The 14,426-nt window shown below is 38.6% G+C and carries 15 protein-coding genes; 9 read left to right on the forward strand and 6 right to left on the reverse strand.

Annotated elements, in window-relative coordinates; translation table 11 throughout:
* Positions 1–222: 222 nt before the first annotated feature.
* The 8 genes from BUB56_RS08225 to BUB56_RS08260 all read left to right on the forward strand — a co-directional run bounded on the left by BUB56_RS08225 (position 223) and on the right by BUB56_RS08260 (position 9,000).
* Positions 223–1,671 carry a menaquinone biosynthesis decarboxylase gene (locus BUB56_RS08225; protein ID WP_110940844.1) on the forward strand — a complete coding sequence of 483 codons (1,449 nt, stop codon included), beginning with the start codon at positions 223–225 and terminating at the stop codon, positions 1,669–1,671.
* Positions 1,658–2,527: a UbiA-like polyprenyltransferase gene (locus BUB56_RS08230; RefSeq protein ID WP_110940845.1), complete on the forward strand. Its 870-nt coding sequence runs from the start codon at positions 1,658–1,660 to the stop codon at positions 2,525–2,527. The genes BUB56_RS08225 and BUB56_RS08230 overlap by 14 nt, the downstream gene beginning before the upstream one ends.
* Positions 2,528–2,687: 160 nt before the next feature.
* The gene (locus BUB56_RS08235) at positions 2,688–3,263 is read left to right on the forward strand and encodes a UbiX family flavin prenyltransferase (RefSeq protein ID WP_110940846.1); all 576 of its coding nucleotides are present in this window, start codon (positions 2,688–2,690) and stop codon (positions 3,261–3,263) included.
* A 3-nt stretch (positions 3,264–3,266) separates the two neighbouring features.
* On the forward strand, positions 3,267–4,223 hold the full coding sequence (locus tag BUB56_RS08240) for an ABC transporter substrate-binding protein (protein ID WP_110940847.1): 957 nt from the start codon (positions 3,267–3,269) through the stop codon (positions 4,221–4,223).
* 17 nt (positions 4,224–4,240) lie between these two features.
* Positions 4,241–4,996 (forward strand): ABC transporter ATP-binding protein, encoded by a 756-nt coding sequence (locus BUB56_RS08245; protein WP_110940848.1) that lies wholly within the window; start codon positions 4,241–4,243, stop codon positions 4,994–4,996.
* On the forward strand, positions 4,993–5,754 hold the full coding sequence (locus BUB56_RS08250) for an ABC transporter permease (RefSeq protein ID WP_110940849.1): 762 nt from the start codon (positions 4,993–4,995) through the stop codon (positions 5,752–5,754). The genes BUB56_RS08245 and BUB56_RS08250 overlap by 4 nt, the downstream gene beginning before the upstream one ends.
* Before the next feature lie 17 nt (positions 5,755–5,771).
* Complete coding sequence (locus tag BUB56_RS08255) at positions 5,772–7,709, forward strand: U32 family peptidase (RefSeq protein WP_110940850.1); 1,938 nt, start codon at positions 5,772–5,774, stop codon at positions 7,707–7,709.
* A 10-nt stretch (positions 7,710–7,719) separates the two neighbouring features.
* Entirely contained in the window at positions 7,720–9,000 is a 1,281-nt protein-coding gene (locus tag BUB56_RS08260; RefSeq protein WP_207650413.1) for an aspartate aminotransferase family protein, read from the forward strand.
* A 180-nt stretch (positions 9,001–9,180) separates the two neighbouring features.
* Here BUB56_RS08260 and BUB56_RS08265 read toward each other — a convergent pair whose 3' ends face one another.
* The 6 genes from BUB56_RS08265 to BUB56_RS08280 form a co-directional block, all read right to left on the reverse strand.
* Positions 9,181–9,618, reverse strand: coding sequence for a 4Fe-4S cluster-binding domain-containing protein (locus tag BUB56_RS08265; protein ID WP_110940852.1), 438 nt, complete (start codon positions 9,616–9,618; stop codon positions 9,181–9,183).
* Positions 9,608–10,081 carry a glycyl radical enzyme domain-containing protein gene (locus BUB56_RS19860; RefSeq protein ID WP_242946259.1) on the reverse strand — a complete coding sequence of 158 codons (474 nt, stop codon included), beginning with the start codon at positions 10,079–10,081 and terminating at the stop codon, positions 9,608–9,610. The genes BUB56_RS08265 and BUB56_RS19860 overlap by 11 nt, the downstream gene beginning before the upstream one ends.
* Positions 10,068–10,223, reverse strand: coding sequence for a glycyl radical enzyme domain-containing protein (locus BUB56_RS20285; RefSeq protein WP_334292831.1), 156 nt, complete (start codon positions 10,221–10,223; stop codon positions 10,068–10,070). The genes BUB56_RS19860 and BUB56_RS20285 overlap by 14 nt, the downstream gene beginning before the upstream one ends.
* A gap of 43 nt (positions 10,224–10,266) precedes the next feature.
* On the reverse strand, positions 10,267–10,416 hold the full coding sequence (locus tag BUB56_RS19870) for a hypothetical protein (RefSeq protein ID WP_242946256.1): 150 nt from the start codon (positions 10,414–10,416) through the stop codon (positions 10,267–10,269).
* Positions 10,417–10,607: 191 nt separating this feature from the next.
* Positions 10,608–12,407: a sensor histidine kinase gene (locus BUB56_RS08275; protein WP_110940853.1), complete on the reverse strand. Its 1,800-nt coding sequence runs from the start codon at positions 12,405–12,407 to the stop codon at positions 10,608–10,610.
* Complete coding sequence (locus BUB56_RS08280; protein ID WP_190014319.1) at positions 12,404–13,093, reverse strand: response regulator transcription factor; 690 nt, start codon at positions 13,091–13,093, stop codon at positions 12,404–12,406. The genes BUB56_RS08275 and BUB56_RS08280 overlap by 4 nt, the downstream gene beginning before the upstream one ends.
* A gap of 290 nt (positions 13,094–13,383) precedes the next feature.
* Between BUB56_RS08280 and BUB56_RS08285 the strand changes: the two genes are divergently transcribed.
* Positions 13,384–14,424, forward strand: coding sequence for a TRAP transporter substrate-binding protein (locus tag BUB56_RS08285; RefSeq protein ID WP_190014321.1), 1,041 nt, complete (start codon positions 13,384–13,386; stop codon positions 14,422–14,424).
* Positions 14,425–14,426: the final 2 nt, after the last annotated feature.

Below are 14,426 nucleotides of genomic sequence, written 5' to 3' on the forward strand. Positions count from 1 at the left end.
CATTCCTAGGATTTAGGTGTCTGATTTTGTTATTTTATGGAATTGTTTTTAAATCACTACATTACTTGTAAAGTGGTGTTATTCTATATTTAAGGAGATTTATGATATATGATTGAAATCCATAGGTATAGCACTATAGGTTATATTACATAAAACTATAATTTTTTATAAAACTATGATAGACTCTTTTTAGAGTATGTATTATTTACAAGGAGTGATTACATGGCTTATAAAGATCTGCAGGATTTTATCCGACAGTTAGATGAAAAAGGCTTGCTGAAAAGAATAAAAATAGAAGTAGATTCTGAGCTGGAGATTACTGAAATAGCCGATAGGATATCTAAGCAGTATGGCCCTGCTCTTTTATTTGAAAATGTAAAGGGCTCTCCTTACCCCGTGCTGATCAATGCAATGGGCACCTACGAAAGGATGAGTATGGCTCTCGGGGTGGAAAAGCTGGATGATATCGGAAATGATATCGAAGAATTTATAGATATGTCCAATTATTTAGGAATTATGAAAAAAGTTAAGTCACTTCCAAAACTGGCTAGAATGGCAACCGTATTTCCGATAAAACTGCCTACAAAGGGTTCCTGTCAGGAAATTATTGAAAACGAACCGGATTTAACGAAGCTTCCTATATTAAAGTGCTGGCCCGGTGATGCAGGAAGATTCATAACCCTTCCTCTTGTTATCACCAAAGATCCTGAGACTGATATTCAAAACATGGGTATGTACAGGCTGCAGGTATTTGATAAAAATACTACCGGTATGCACTGGCATCTACATAAGGATGGAAGAGAGATTTATGAAAAATATAAAGCGTTGGGGGGGAGAATGCCTGTATCTGTTGCACTTGGCTGCGATCCTGCCATAACCTATTCCGCTACTGCACCGCTTCCAAAAATGATTGATGAGATGATGTTTGCCGGATTCTTAAGAAAATCTCCTGTGAAGCTGGTGAAGTCTATCACCAATGACCTATATGTACCGGCAGATGCAGAGTTTATTATCGAAGGCTATGTAGATGTCAATGAGGATCTAAGACTCGAAGGTCCTTTTGGCGATCATACCGGATATTATTCTCTGGCAGATTATTATCCGGCATTTCATGTAACTTGTATCACCCATAAAAAAAATCCTGTCTACCCCACGACCATCGTAGGAAAGCCGCCTATGGAAGACTGCTATATGGGCAAAGCTACAGAAAGGATTTTCTTACCTCTTCTTAAAATGCAACACCCTGAGATTGTGGACATCAACTTCCCTCTGGAAGGAGTTTTCCATAACTGTGTGATTGTTTCTATAAAGAAACGGTATCCCGGACATGCCAAGAAAATCATGAATTCTCTATGGGGAATCGGTCAAATGATGTACACAAAAATGATCATTGTAGTGGATGAAAATATAAATCCTGCGGACTTATCCACTGTAGCTTGGAAGGTCTTCAACAATATAGATGCCAAGAGAGATGTAGTCATATCTGAAGGGCCTTTGGACGCTCTGGATCATGCCTCAAATCTTCCTCATTATGGGCACCGCATGGGCATAGATGCTACGAAGAAGTGGACAAGTGAAGGGCATACAAGAGAATGGCCGGAGGATATTGAAATGACAGAGGATATTAAGGAACTTGTTTCAAAGAGATGGGCTGAATATGGTATTGAATAAGGCGATTAAAAAGATTCATGACTATGGAATCCTTGTCATGTTCTCCCATACGGTTTTTTCTTTGTCCTTTGCCCTTATTTCAATGCTTCTGGCTAGCGATGGGCTCCCCTCCCTCCGTACACTGTTCTGGATATTTATTGCCTTTATGGGGGCCAGAACCGGTGCAAATGCCATCAATAGAGTGATTGATGCAGAAATAGATGCTAAAAATCCCCGTACCGCCTTGAGACAGCTGCCCCAAGGCCTGCTGCAAAAGAAAGAGGTTATCCTTTTTACAGCAGGTTGCTTCTTCGTCATGGTGATTGCAGCAGCTATGCTCAACCCTTTATGTCTGCTGCTTTCCCCTATAGCACTATTTCTAATGATCATTTATTCCTATACAAAACGCTTTACTTGGACCTGTCATTTGGTTTTAGGCATAACCTGCGCCGCTGCACCTGTAGGAGCTTGGCTTGCCGTTACCGGAAAGCTTTCATGGCTTCCCTTATTTATGGGAGCCGCAAATACCTTATGGGTTGCCGGCTTTGACATCATTTACGGTTCACAAGATTATGACTTTGATACTGCCAATGGGATATACTCCATCCCATCAAGATTTGGCGTAAAAAACGCCCTGCATATTGCCGCACTTTTCCATGGAGTAGCTTTGCTTCTATTAGCCATTGTGGGTGCTTTAAGCAATCATCTCGGCGTGATTTATTACACCGGGCTAGCCATTATATCCATCTTGTTTGTGGTACAGCATAAAATGGTTTCGCCGGATAATCTATCCAATGTAAAGATCGCTTCTTACAGCATCAATCAGGTCGTCAGCATTGTTTTTTTGATCTGTGGAACGATAGACATCCTAATCTAACCTACTTTTGAGGAGTGTTTTCATATGTGACAGGGGGACGGTTCAATCGTCCCCGGAGCAGAGCAAAGGGCCAAAGGGAAGACGATGGAACTGTCCCCTATGTCACATGAAGGATGTACTAGATTTAATGTAACTTATATACCTTTGAGGAGTGTTTCATATGAAAAAAATAGTAGTAGGCATCACAGGCGCCAGCGGCAGTATCTATGCAAAAATATTGATCGAGGAGCTTTTAAAAAGAGGTATCTATACCCATGTCATATGTACGGAAAACGGCAAAAAAGTTATGAAGTACGAGACATCCTTAGACATAGACGAATGGATGGAGGCATTAAAAGAAAAGTATAGCCATGTCAAACCAGAGGATATAAACAATCTGTTTTCCGGAGTAGCCAGCGGTTCCTTCAAATTTGATGCTGTGGTGATCCTTCCCTGCTCCATGGGGACCCTTGCTGAAATCAGTAATGGTTTAGCGAAAAATCTATTATGCAGAGTGGCTGATGTGGCTTTAAAAGAGAACAGAAAACTGGTCATCGTTCCCAGGGAGACACCGCTGAATGCAATCCACCTTGAAAACATGTTGAAGCTTTCGAGACTGGGGGTTACCATACTTCCTGCCATACCTGGCTTTTATCATAAACCGGAAACTCTGGAAGACTTAGTCAATTTTGTAGTTGGAAAGATTCTGGACAATCTTTCAATTGAAAATACATTGTTTAAAAAATGGGAGGACTAGAAAATGTTAAAATTTAAAAAAGTATTTGCTATATTGATTGCTTCCTTACTTCTCCTATCATTATCCGCTTGCTCATCTCCTAAGGAAACTCCGACTAGCCAAAGGCCAAAACAAACCTTAAACATCGGTGCCATATCTTCTGTGGATGTAATTCCCATTATTATCGCCGCTGAAAAGGGATACTTTGAAAAAGAAGGTGTAGGAGTCAACTTTCAGCCCTTTAAAAGTGCAAAGGACCGGGACGCCGCTTTTCAAGGCGGAAATCTGGATGGAATCATTTGTGATATGGTAGCCGTCAGTCTTTATCAAAATGCTGATTTTGATGTAAAGATCACAGGCGTTACCGATGGAGATTTTATGCTGATAGCAAATCCCAGCGCCGGAATAAAGACGATGAATGATCTCATTGGCAAAAGTATAGCTATTTCAGAAAAAACCTGCATTGAATATATGCTGGATAAAATATTGGAGAAAAACGGTATGGAATCGAAAGATGTGCAAAAGTCCATGGTTCCACCCATCCCTACCCGACTTGAAATGTTAAGAAACAACAAAGTAGATGGAGCACTGCTTCCAGAGCCATTTGCTACCCTTGCCATCCAGGACGGGGGAATACTCCTGGGAAGTGCAAACGAAGAGGGCTTCTATCCTTCGGTGACAGCCTTTACGCAGCAGGCAATCAATACAAAAGCCAACGAAATCAAAGCATTTTACAGAGCCTATAATGAGGCTGTAGATTATATCAACAATACGCCTATTGCTGCATACGAAGATACAATCATAAAAACCGTCGGATATCCAGAAGACATGAAAGGCAAAATCACCTTGCCCGGCTTTAGAAAAAATGAGCTTCCATCGGCAGAGGAAATTCAGTCTGTTATTGATTGGGCTGCCATAAATGGCCTTGTTCAGAAAACACTCAATCCCCAAAACTTACTGAATGATATAGGTATTCAATAATAAGATGGAGGTATCCTATGCTTGAAATAGATGAACTCTCTGTCAGCTACCGCTCCGGTAAAAAGATGATCCATGCTTTAGGACCTATAAACCTAAAAGTTGCACCGGGTGATATTTATGCGCTTATAGGTCCCTCCGGCTGCGGTAAATCTACCTTTCTCCATGTACTGAGCGACATCATAAAGGATTATACGGGACAAGTAACCCTTAATGGCGAAAGCCTTAACTCCAAAAAACATGATATTGGATTTATACCCCAAAACTTTGGACTGCTTCCCTGGAAGAATGTTCAAAAAAACTGCCTGCTCTCTCTGAGGATCAAAAAACAAAGGATCGATGCTTCTCTGACAGAGAGAATAGATTATATCATGAATAAATTGAATATCCATTCATTAAAAGACAGGTATCCCAGAGAATTAAGCGGAGGCCAGAAACAAAGGGTAGCTATCGCCAGAGCCTTCATCATGAATCCGGATTTATTGTTGATGGACGAGCCCTTTTCTGCTTTAGATGCCCTTACAAGAGAAGAAGCCCAGGAGCTTTTTATTGACATATGGAACCAGTATAGAACAACTACAATATTTGTAACCCACAGCATAGAAGAGGCTATTTACATGGGAAAGAAGATTGCAATCTTGTCCCACTGCCCCGGTACAGTCGTTGAAGTCATCGATAATCCCCTTTTTAATACTGAAAACTTAAGAGAAAATGAAGAATACCTTAAATTATCCACACATCTGAGAAATGTTGTGAAAAAAGGATGGCAAATATGAAGGCAGGAAAAAAAATAAAGATATTCTTACAAGGCTTCATCCTATTTAATATTTTATGGTATCTCCTTGCAATCGTCATTAACATGCGGGTGCTGCCAAAGCCTACAGATGTATATCTAAATATGAACCATCTATATGGCGACAAGCTCTATATTCACGTTTTTGTGAGTCTATGTAGGGTCCTTGGCGGATTAGCCCTATCCTTAGTATTAGGAATTTCTATAGGCTTGATTATGGCCTATTCGAAGATAGGAAATAAACTGTTAAATCCCTTAGTTTATTTTACATATCCTATACCTAAAACCGCCTTGCTGCCGGTAGTCATGCTGTTATTTGGATTGGGAGACCGCTCGAAAATTATCTTGATCGTATTCATCTTAGTATTTCAGGTTATTGTAGCGGTAAAAGATGCGGTGCTGAATATTTCACCGGAAGCCTACCATCCCATAAGGAGCCTTGGTGCTTCAAGGCTTCAAATATTCATCCACATAACAGTGCCTGCTATTTTACCGGAGCTGCTTACGAATCTAAGACTATCCATAGGAACTGCCCTTTCCATATTATTTTTTGCCGAAGGCTACGGAACGCAATATGGTATCGGTTACTATATTCTGGATGCATGGATGCGAATCGATTACATCGGAATGTACGCAGGTATTGTGGTCATAAGTCTGTTGGGTTTCGCTTTATTTATTTTAATAGATCTTCTTGAAGAAGCAATATGCAAATGGAAGGTTAAATCGCCCTATTCATTATAATTTTTCGAGGTGAAGATATGTCAAGATTTTTTAATGGTAAAAAGATAGAGCTATTGGCTCCCGCAGGAACCATGGAAACCTTTAAAAGCATGGTGAAGGCAAACTGTGACGCAATCTATTTTGGCGGCAAGAATTTAAATATGAGAATGATCAGAAAGGGATTTAATTTCTCCAATGAAGAAATCCATGAAGCTGTAAACATAGCCCATGAGGTTGATAAAAAGGTTTATGTCACGGTAAACAATTTGCTAAATGATTATGAAATCGATGAAGCCACTGAATATCTGCATTTTTTACAAAGCAGCCATGTTGACGGTATCATCGTTCAGGATTTGGGAATTCTGCAAATTTGTAAGGAGCATCATTTTAATAAATTCGAAATTCATTCTTCTGTTATGATGAATGTTCATAATGTCGAATTTGTAAAGGTACTGAAAGCCTTCGGCGTATCAAGGGTCGTATTATCAAGGGAAATGGACCTGAAAACTGCAAAAAACCTCCAAAAACAAACAGGTATTGAAACGGAGTACTTCGTACACGGAGATATGTGTACCGTCAACGGCGCAAACTGCTATTACAGCTCTGTTATTTGGGGCAACAGCTCAAATCGTGGAAGATGCTTTAAACCGTGCAGGTGGCCTTATCGTGTAAAAAAGGATGGTTTTGTCTTCCCGACTGAATATCCCCTTGCGGCAAAGGATATGTATATGTATGAGCATATCCCCGAACTGATTGAAGCATGTGTTACTTCATTTAAGATAGAAGGCCGTATGCGGGATACTGATTTTATTGTGAATCTGGTGAACACCTATGGGGAAGCCATCGATCGATATATAGAAGATCCTTTAGCCTTTGACCGCAAAAAACACGCCTTAGAACTGTTTGAGAACAGAAAACGCGATTTTACTACTGCCTATGCTTTCTCAAAGCCCGGTTTGGATTTCATCAATACCCGATATGAAGGTACAGGTAAGTTTTATTCCACCGGTAAGGTTTTTTCTACCCCTACGGAAGAACCGGAACTGACAGAGCCTGTTATCAACACGATTCAAACTGAGCTAAGCAAGCATTCCGGTCAATCCGTCTCAAAACACAATCTATCGGTAAAAGTAAATAACTATATCCAGGCTAAGCTTTGTATAGAATTGGGCATAGACCGGGTCTATCTGCCTTGCGAAGTTTTGTTGCCCGATGGATTTCTAACCTTGGAACAGCTGCAGCATTTGGCAAGTATAAAGAATACTACCGAGCTTTATCTTGATTTGCCGCAAATGATGGATGAGCTGCAGTTTGATAGGATTGATCATTATTTGATGAAGCATGGTTCCCTATTTGACGGATTACTGGTTTCCAATTTGGGCGCTGTCAAAAGATATGGGAACCAGTATAAGATTGTAACCGATTATAATGTAAACATTTATAACCATAAAGCAATGGAATTCTATCAAAATCTAGGTGTTAGTGAACACACCCTATCTATAGAAGCAAAGGTCGATGAATTGGCCAGATTCGTCACGCTGTCCGAAAAACCTTTAGAACTCATTGTTCACGGACCCCTAAGAGTTATGTACTTGGATCATAATCTTTATGAAAATACGAAAGCATTTGAACCCATTGAGCCAGGTGATAATCAATATGTAGATAACAGTATATTGGTATTGATGACGGATAAAGGTGAAAACCCGGTTTACATAGATCAAAACCTGAAAAATCACTTATTTACCTCGAAAGAGTTCTGCCTGCTTCCCATTCTGGACCATTTGAATTTTGAAAAACCGGTAGGTTTTCGCATTGAGGGACAGACCTATACAGCAGAGGAATTAAAAAACATCATTGAAGTTTACCAAACAGCCATAGCTGATCCATCCAGATGCAAAGACCTATTTTCACATATGAAATCTGTAAGAGCCGGTTTTACTGCAGGCTCTCTGGCTTACAAATTCAATATAGAATAGGAGTGTTATGATGAATTATATGGGTCCTGATACTATCATTACAATGAGACAAGAATATCTTTTCCCGGCTACCGCTCATTTTTACAAGGAGCCTCCTCAGATCATCGGAGGATCTATGCAGTATCTTTTTGATCACAACAATAAAAAATATGTTGATTTCTTTGCAGGCGTATCGGTCATGAACTGTGGTCACTCAAATCCGGAAATTCTGAAGGATACCATCGAACAATTAAACAACATACAACACACGACTACCCTATATCTGACACAGCCTATGGTGGAACTTGCCCAAAGACTTGCAGAAGTATTTCCCGGAGATATAAAAAGAACCTTCTTTTGCGTAACCGGATCGGAAGCAAACGAAGGAGCCATGGCATTAGCAAGGTTATATACGAAAAAAAACGGATTTATTGCTTTAACCGGCGGCTTGCACGGCAGGACTCATTTAACCTTGAGTGTTACAGGAATACCCATGTGGCGGTTAGATGATCATTTAGTGAAAGAAAATATTTTCTTCATTGAACGGCCTTATTCTGTCGGCTCCAGCTATGAAGAAGCGATAGAGAAATCTTTGCAGCAGCTGGATACAGTTTTAAAAAATCATGGAAAAAATATATGTGCCATGTTGGTAGAACCGATCCAAGGTAATGGCGGAATCATCATGTATCCTGAAAATTATTTGAAGAAAGTAAAAGCCCTACTGGAAGCCCATAATGTATTGCTCATTGCAGATGAAGTACAAACGGGCTATGGAAGAACCGGCAAAATGTTTTGCATAGAACACTACGGTGTGGTTCCGGATATTATCGTTACCGCAAAGGCTCTGGGTAATGGAATTCCAATCTCCACCTTCTCAACCACCGATGAAATTGCAAAAGCCTATAACAGACCTTCCGCTTCTACCTTTGGCGGAAATCCTGTGGCTGCTCAAACCGCACTAAGTGTCCTCAATTATATTGAAAAACACAATTTGGTTGAGAAATCAGATGAACTGGGAAAATATCTAAAACACAAATTAGAACAAATATCATCCCCATTGATTCAGGAAATAAGAGGATGCGGCCTTATGTTAGGCATGCAGATTCAATCCGCAAATCCGTCTATCACATCAGCTGAAATTACAGACATGATTTTAGAGGAAATGAAAGACAGGGGTTTTATCATTGGGAAAAATGGCTTAAATAGAGATGTCGTCGCTTTTCAGCCTCCTCTTGTCATTTCTAAAGAGGACATTGATGTTATGGTGGCCAGTATGGAAGCAGTTCTCGAAAAAATCTCTTTCTTATGTTAATAGTTCTTTAAATGAAAGTGTATGATTGAATCACACAGTATAAACGGCTAAATTTTAAAAAGCCAGTGTAATCCCAGCATTTTAATCTTGGGCCGCTGGCTTTTTGTGTCTGTTTTATTTTTTATAACCTGGCACCATCTGATACTCTTTTTATACCTTATTGACACTGTCCCAAGCCGTTTAGTGTAATATAAAAGTGTAACAAAACGCAGACAAAAGTGTAACAGCTGCGATGAAATCCGCCTGAAGGGTAGGCTCTCCCCCTGAAACTGTAATTCCTCTTATAAAAGGAGCATAGCCCTCGATCACTTCATAAAGGGCTTCCACGGTATATTCTTTTGTCCTGGGTGAGGTACTATAGCCGCATATTTTTATACATTGGTCACAACCTATACACAGGCCTTCCTCATAGGTTACCTTGTCCTCCGCCATCTTGATCGCTTTTGTGGGACAGTGATTTACACACGCCCCACAGTGGTTGCAGGAGTTAATCGTTTCTGGATTGTGGCAGTAGACACAGTTAATATTGCAGCCTTGAAGAAAAATCGCCAGCCGGTTGCCAGGGCCATCGACGTTTGAAAAGGGAATAATTTTGTTCACCACCGCTTTAGGGTTCATCTTTTCTCAATCTTCTTTCAAAAACATGGGCGATGTTATTGGTACCATAACCTAAAATATCTGTATCCCTAAGAACCGCTTCCCCTTCACTGGCCTTTTTAACTTCACTTTTCTTCACCAGATAACCCGTTACCCGTATAAGATCGGTATTGTGCAGGTAGGTGGTGATGTAACGTCCTCCTAAGGAAAAAGCTCCTTCAATAATGTCCAGCACCGCCTCTGGCTTATTCAGATAGGTTTCATCAAAGGCAAAGAGATCTCCTGTACCGGAAGTAAAATATTCATGGAAGGGAATTGCCTGCTTTATATGAAGCGGCAAAATAGGCTCATCCCCCACAGTTACCCGATGAGCCGATGTGTTGCAGGCATCCTCCCCACTAAGGCTGGCCCCTACTTGAGCATGTAAAAGATAACGATTGTTGGTTCTTTCGCAATAAGGGGCTTCATGGCTATTGGACGTGATTTAAAAACCGCTTAATCTTTACATAGTCCTTTTCCTCATCGGTGATAAAGGGATCTATCAACCTATCAATATCCTCTATAAAAACAGGAAAGGAAGTAATAGAAGGAAGAAGACGGTAAAGTATCAGCAGGCTGTCTAACAGCTCATCTAAATTTTTTGGGGGCTAAATAGATATCATTTCATTTTCAATATACATCATTTCCGTCAGTATAGCCCAGTAATTCTCTCGGGTCTAATAACCTTTCTGCAACGTTGGCAAGGTTAAAAAGCTTTTGCTGGTAGGTAAGACCTTTACTGGTGAAAATGTCTGTAATATCTGTCGTTTTTGATTTCATATAAACAGCTCCTTTATAAATATTGTTTCATAACGGAAATATGCGCCTAGTCCTTCTTCGGTAGTACCATATGCAATTTATATAAAGCTGGTGCATGATGTAGAATGATGGATAAAATATATTTTCCAAATCTATTGATGGACTTTTCTGAAAAAAACATTGCTTATCTCGCTCATAACTATCCTTATTTATTAATTTTTTCTGTAATTTAAATAGAAGCCGCTAATAGTTCCTCGATGGTATTCCGACTCGAAAAAAATATCGCCATTATGTGCTTCAATAATAGCTTTGTTAATATATAATCCCAGTCCGTAACCTTTTTTAGAGTTGTCGGATTTATAAAACATATTAAAAATTTTCTCCTGCTCTTCTGTCTTGATGCCTATCCCGTAGTCTTTGAAGCAGGTCAATATCCTACCCGCTTCTTCCTTTATGACTAATTCAATAATTGAATCGTCTTCTGAGAACTTCACAGCATTGGATAAGATATTATTGATAACCCTCTGAATTTTTATGATATCAACTGCTATGATATTCTCAGGATCAATATTTTCATAATCAATCTTTTGAATGAACTGATGATTTTGGTTGCTCACATAGTTTTCTGAATTATAGAGAATCATGTTTATATAATCAGAGATTTTTATCTCCTTTAGATTTACTGCTATGTTATGTGCTTCATATGTGTTGTCTAGAATATCAGTCACAATGTTCTCAATTTGTTCAGAACGATAATGGATTCTTTCAATGTATTCCTTCGTTTTATCCTGATCCACCATCTCCATACTTAGAGCCTTGCTGTATCCCTTAATCAAGGTTATTGGTGTTTTGATATCATGAGAAAGCATCGACATAAAGCGAGATGTCCCCTTAAAGGTTTCCTCTAAATGCTCAGCTAAGTTTTGTGAATTCATAGAAATAATTTTACTTTCATATTTAAGGGATTCAAAGATTGTCTTTAAGTTAATCCGCATTTTATCCAGCTCTTTGCTCAACTTACCAATCTCATCCTGTGTTTTAATGTTTATAGCCATATCAAAATTCCCATTTGCAATTCTAGACACCCTGTTAACTAATGTTTCTATAGGACGGGATATAGAGCGGCTTAAGTAATAATCAATCATAAAGATCATTATAAGCGTTCCTAACAAAATATAAATCATCTGATTCCGCATAGCATAGGCTGATTGAATAAAGTCGGATAAAGGTGCCACTAAAAAAAGATTCCAGTCAAATCCTTTGATACTGGAATAAGCTGCTATATATTCTATGCCATCGATCTCAATTTCAAAAGCCTCTGATTCCACAAAAAACTCTCCCCTTGAAGTGAGCATCTCAAAGATGTGATTAAACGCCTCTAAAAGGTCATCATCTTTTGGGCCAGTGATCAGATTATAGTTATCGTCCAATAATATGGCAAATCCATTCTCCCCATATTTTATATCATCGATAATCTCCACAATATAATCTACGTAAATATTGGCTGCAATGACGCCTTTGCGTCCTTGCAGCTCAATACTGGATGCAATGGCAGTGACATTCTCCTTTTTATTGACATCCTGGTAAGCAGAGGTTGTTACATAGGTATCCTGATTAACTGCTTTTTGATACCAAGGTCTCTCAGTAACAATGTAATTTTCATCTGGTATCCATCCGTACGCATCCATCATTTCATTGTCCTCCGTCCCAATGAATATGCTGATGAAATCCCGGTTAATTTCGGAATATACCCTAAGGAGCTCTTTGACTTCCTCTTGGCTCCGTTTCATTTTTAACTGTGTTTTTAATTCCATCAGAGTCTTTGCTTTTTCCGAAAGCCATGTGTTGATGATCTCTGAGTTGTAATAGGCAGATTTCTCTCCAAAGTCTTTTGCCTGTTCTTTAGATGACTTTATTAATGAAGTCATACTTATAAATGTTATTGGAAGAGCAGCGATCACCCCAATAATTAGCATCATCCCCAGTAGTTTGGTACGTATTTTTAGGATCATCTCACATCACCTTCAAAAACATAACCAACACCCCATATAGTCTTGATATATTCTGGTTTTTCAGGATTGTTTTCAATTTTTTTTCTAAGTCTTTTAACTGTTGTATTGACCAAATTCTCATCGTAGAAGGAGTCCCCCCATACTCTGTTAAGAATTTGATCCCTGCTCAAAACAATATAGGCATTCTCAATCAAGAAGAGCAAAAGATTGAATTCTTTAGACGTTATATTTACATTCTCTTTGTTTTTGTAAACCTTATAACCTCTTTTATAGATGGCAATATCCCCAAAGGTAATGATTTCATCCCTTATACTGCCTTGATTATAGGAACGGCTTCTGCGGATATTGGCCTTGATACGAGCCACCAGTTCCACAGGATTAAAAGGCTTGGTAATATAATCATCAGCACCTACCCCCAGTCCGAGAAGCATATCATTCTGGGAGTTGTTGCAGGTTAAAAAAATAATTGGAATGAAATTGGCCTTGCGAATTTTTTTGCATAGCTCGATTCCATTCATTCCATCCAAATTTATATCTAAAACCAATAGTTCAATATCTTCTTTCAGAAGCTCTAATGCCTTCTCTCCAGAATCAGCCTTAACAACTTCAATGTTTTCAATTCTTAAAAAGTCTTCAATCATTTCTGCTATTTCAATTTCATCATCTACAACCATTACTTTAGACATATCCATCGCCCCTTATGGATTTTCTTTTATTATAACATTTCCATGATCTTTAACAATAGAAGGGATGATTGAGTCAGATTCAATTTTCCCACGGCCCAGGTCCAAAACAAATTCTTCCAAAATCAACTCTTTAGTTTTTCCTTCTAAGTCTAATACATTAATCAGTAGCAATTTATAAATATGACATTTTGACACTGAAATAATATTGAAAAGTCATAATTCGTCATGGAATAAACGAGTTAATTCAATTGTTATTTATTATACTTTATATTAAAAAAGGGGGAATGAAAGTGAAAAAACTATTATCATTGGTACTTATTTTAGTTATGTTGTTTGCCGTTGGATGTTCCACTAAATCAAATAATGTGGATTCCACCAATAAAGGTACAGAAATCAAGCAGGGAGAATTCAAAATCAAAGTAGGTCTTGTTACGCCAGAGCAAGATATCGCAACACGTTCTATGCGTCACTTTGAAGAGCAAGTCGAGAAGTTGTCTGAAGGACGAATTGATGTTGAGGTTTTCCCCGGAGGAGCATTAGGCGGAAGTGCCGATATTTTCAATGGTGTTCAAGACGGTAGTATTGAAATGTGTGTAAACATTTACCCACCTTTTGCACAATTCTCTGATGCGTTTTTACTTTACAATTTGCCTTATTTATTTAGCAGTAAAGAAGCAGCTTTTGAGTTTTTGGATAGCGATATCGCTAAAAACATAGCCAAAAGCATTGAAAACAAAGGTTTTAAACAACTTGCTGTATTCGATGGTGGTTTTAGAAATGTATCTAATAACAAAGGTCCTGTTAAAAACCCTAATGACTTAAGAGGTTTAAAAATAAGAACATTAGATAACCCTATTCAAATTGACTACTTTAAAGCATACGGTGCAAATCCAACTCCACTCCCTTATGGAGATATATACGTCGGTCTTCAAACAAAAACAATTGATGGACAAGAGAATAGTTTCAGCAATGCTGCGAGTATGAAGTTTAATGAGGTTCAAAAATATTTTACTGATACAAAACATGCATTTGATCCCGCTGGAATGTTTATTAATACAGGCGTATTCAACTCTTATCCAGATGATGTAAAGCAAATAATTGAAGAAGCTGCTTTGAGTACACAAAAATTTAATAGAGAATTAGCCGTTGAACTTGAAAATCAAAGTATAGAAACCATTAAGAAAACCAGCGAAATCTATTATTTAACAAATGAAGAAAGACAGGTATTCATCGATATGTCAATGCCAACATACAAAAATTTTGAACAAAAAATTGGAAAAGAGCTAATGGACAGTGCTCTTGCTAAAATTAAAGAGATAGAAAGCAAATAAAA

The organism is Geosporobacter subterraneus DSM 17957, assembly GCF_900142145.1.
In the GTDB taxonomy this organism is placed as follows: domain Bacteria; phylum Bacillota; class Clostridia; order Peptostreptococcales; family Thermotaleaceae; genus Geosporobacter; species Geosporobacter subterraneus.

Excerpts from the sequence above, each read along its gene's own strand:
- BUB56_RS08225 (WP_110940844.1), top strand. The coding sequence starts at position 223 with ATGGCTTATAAAGATCTGCAGGATTTTATCCGACAGTTAGATGAAAAA.
- BUB56_RS08230 (WP_110940845.1), top strand. The coding sequence starts at position 1,658 with ATGGTATTGAATAAGGCGATTAAAAAGATTCATGACTATGGAATCCTT.
- BUB56_RS08235 (WP_110940846.1), top strand. The coding sequence starts at position 2,688 with ATGAAAAAAATAGTAGTAGGCATCACAGGCGCCAGCGGCAGTATCTAT.
- BUB56_RS08240 (WP_110940847.1), top strand. The coding sequence starts at position 3,267 with ATGTTAAAATTTAAAAAAGTATTTGCTATATTGATTGCTTCCTTACTT.
- BUB56_RS08245 (WP_110940848.1), top strand. The coding sequence starts at position 4,241 with ATGCTTGAAATAGATGAACTCTCTGTCAGCTACCGCTCCGGTAAAAAG.
- BUB56_RS08250 (WP_110940849.1), top strand. The coding sequence starts at position 4,993 with ATGAAGGCAGGAAAAAAAATAAAGATATTCTTACAAGGCTTCATCCTA.
- BUB56_RS08255 (WP_110940850.1), top strand. The coding sequence starts at position 5,772 with ATGTCAAGATTTTTTAATGGTAAAAAGATAGAGCTATTGGCTCCCGCA.
- BUB56_RS08260 (WP_207650413.1), top strand. The coding sequence starts at position 7,720 with ATGAATTATATGGGTCCTGATACTATCATTACAATGAGACAAGAATAT.
- BUB56_RS08265 (WP_110940852.1), bottom strand. The coding sequence starts at position 9,618 with ATGAACCCTAAAGCGGTGGTGAACAAAATTATTCCCTTTTCAAACGTC.
- BUB56_RS19870 (WP_242946256.1), bottom strand. The coding sequence starts at position 10,416 with ATGAAATCAAAAACGACAGATATTACAGACATTTTCACCAGTAAAGGT.
- BUB56_RS08275 (WP_110940853.1), bottom strand. The coding sequence starts at position 12,407 with ATGATCCTAAAAATACGTACCAAACTACTGGGGATGATGCTAATTATT.
- BUB56_RS08280 (WP_190014319.1), bottom strand. The coding sequence starts at position 13,093 with ATGTCTAAAGTAATGGTTGTAGATGATGAAATTGAAATAGCAGAAATG.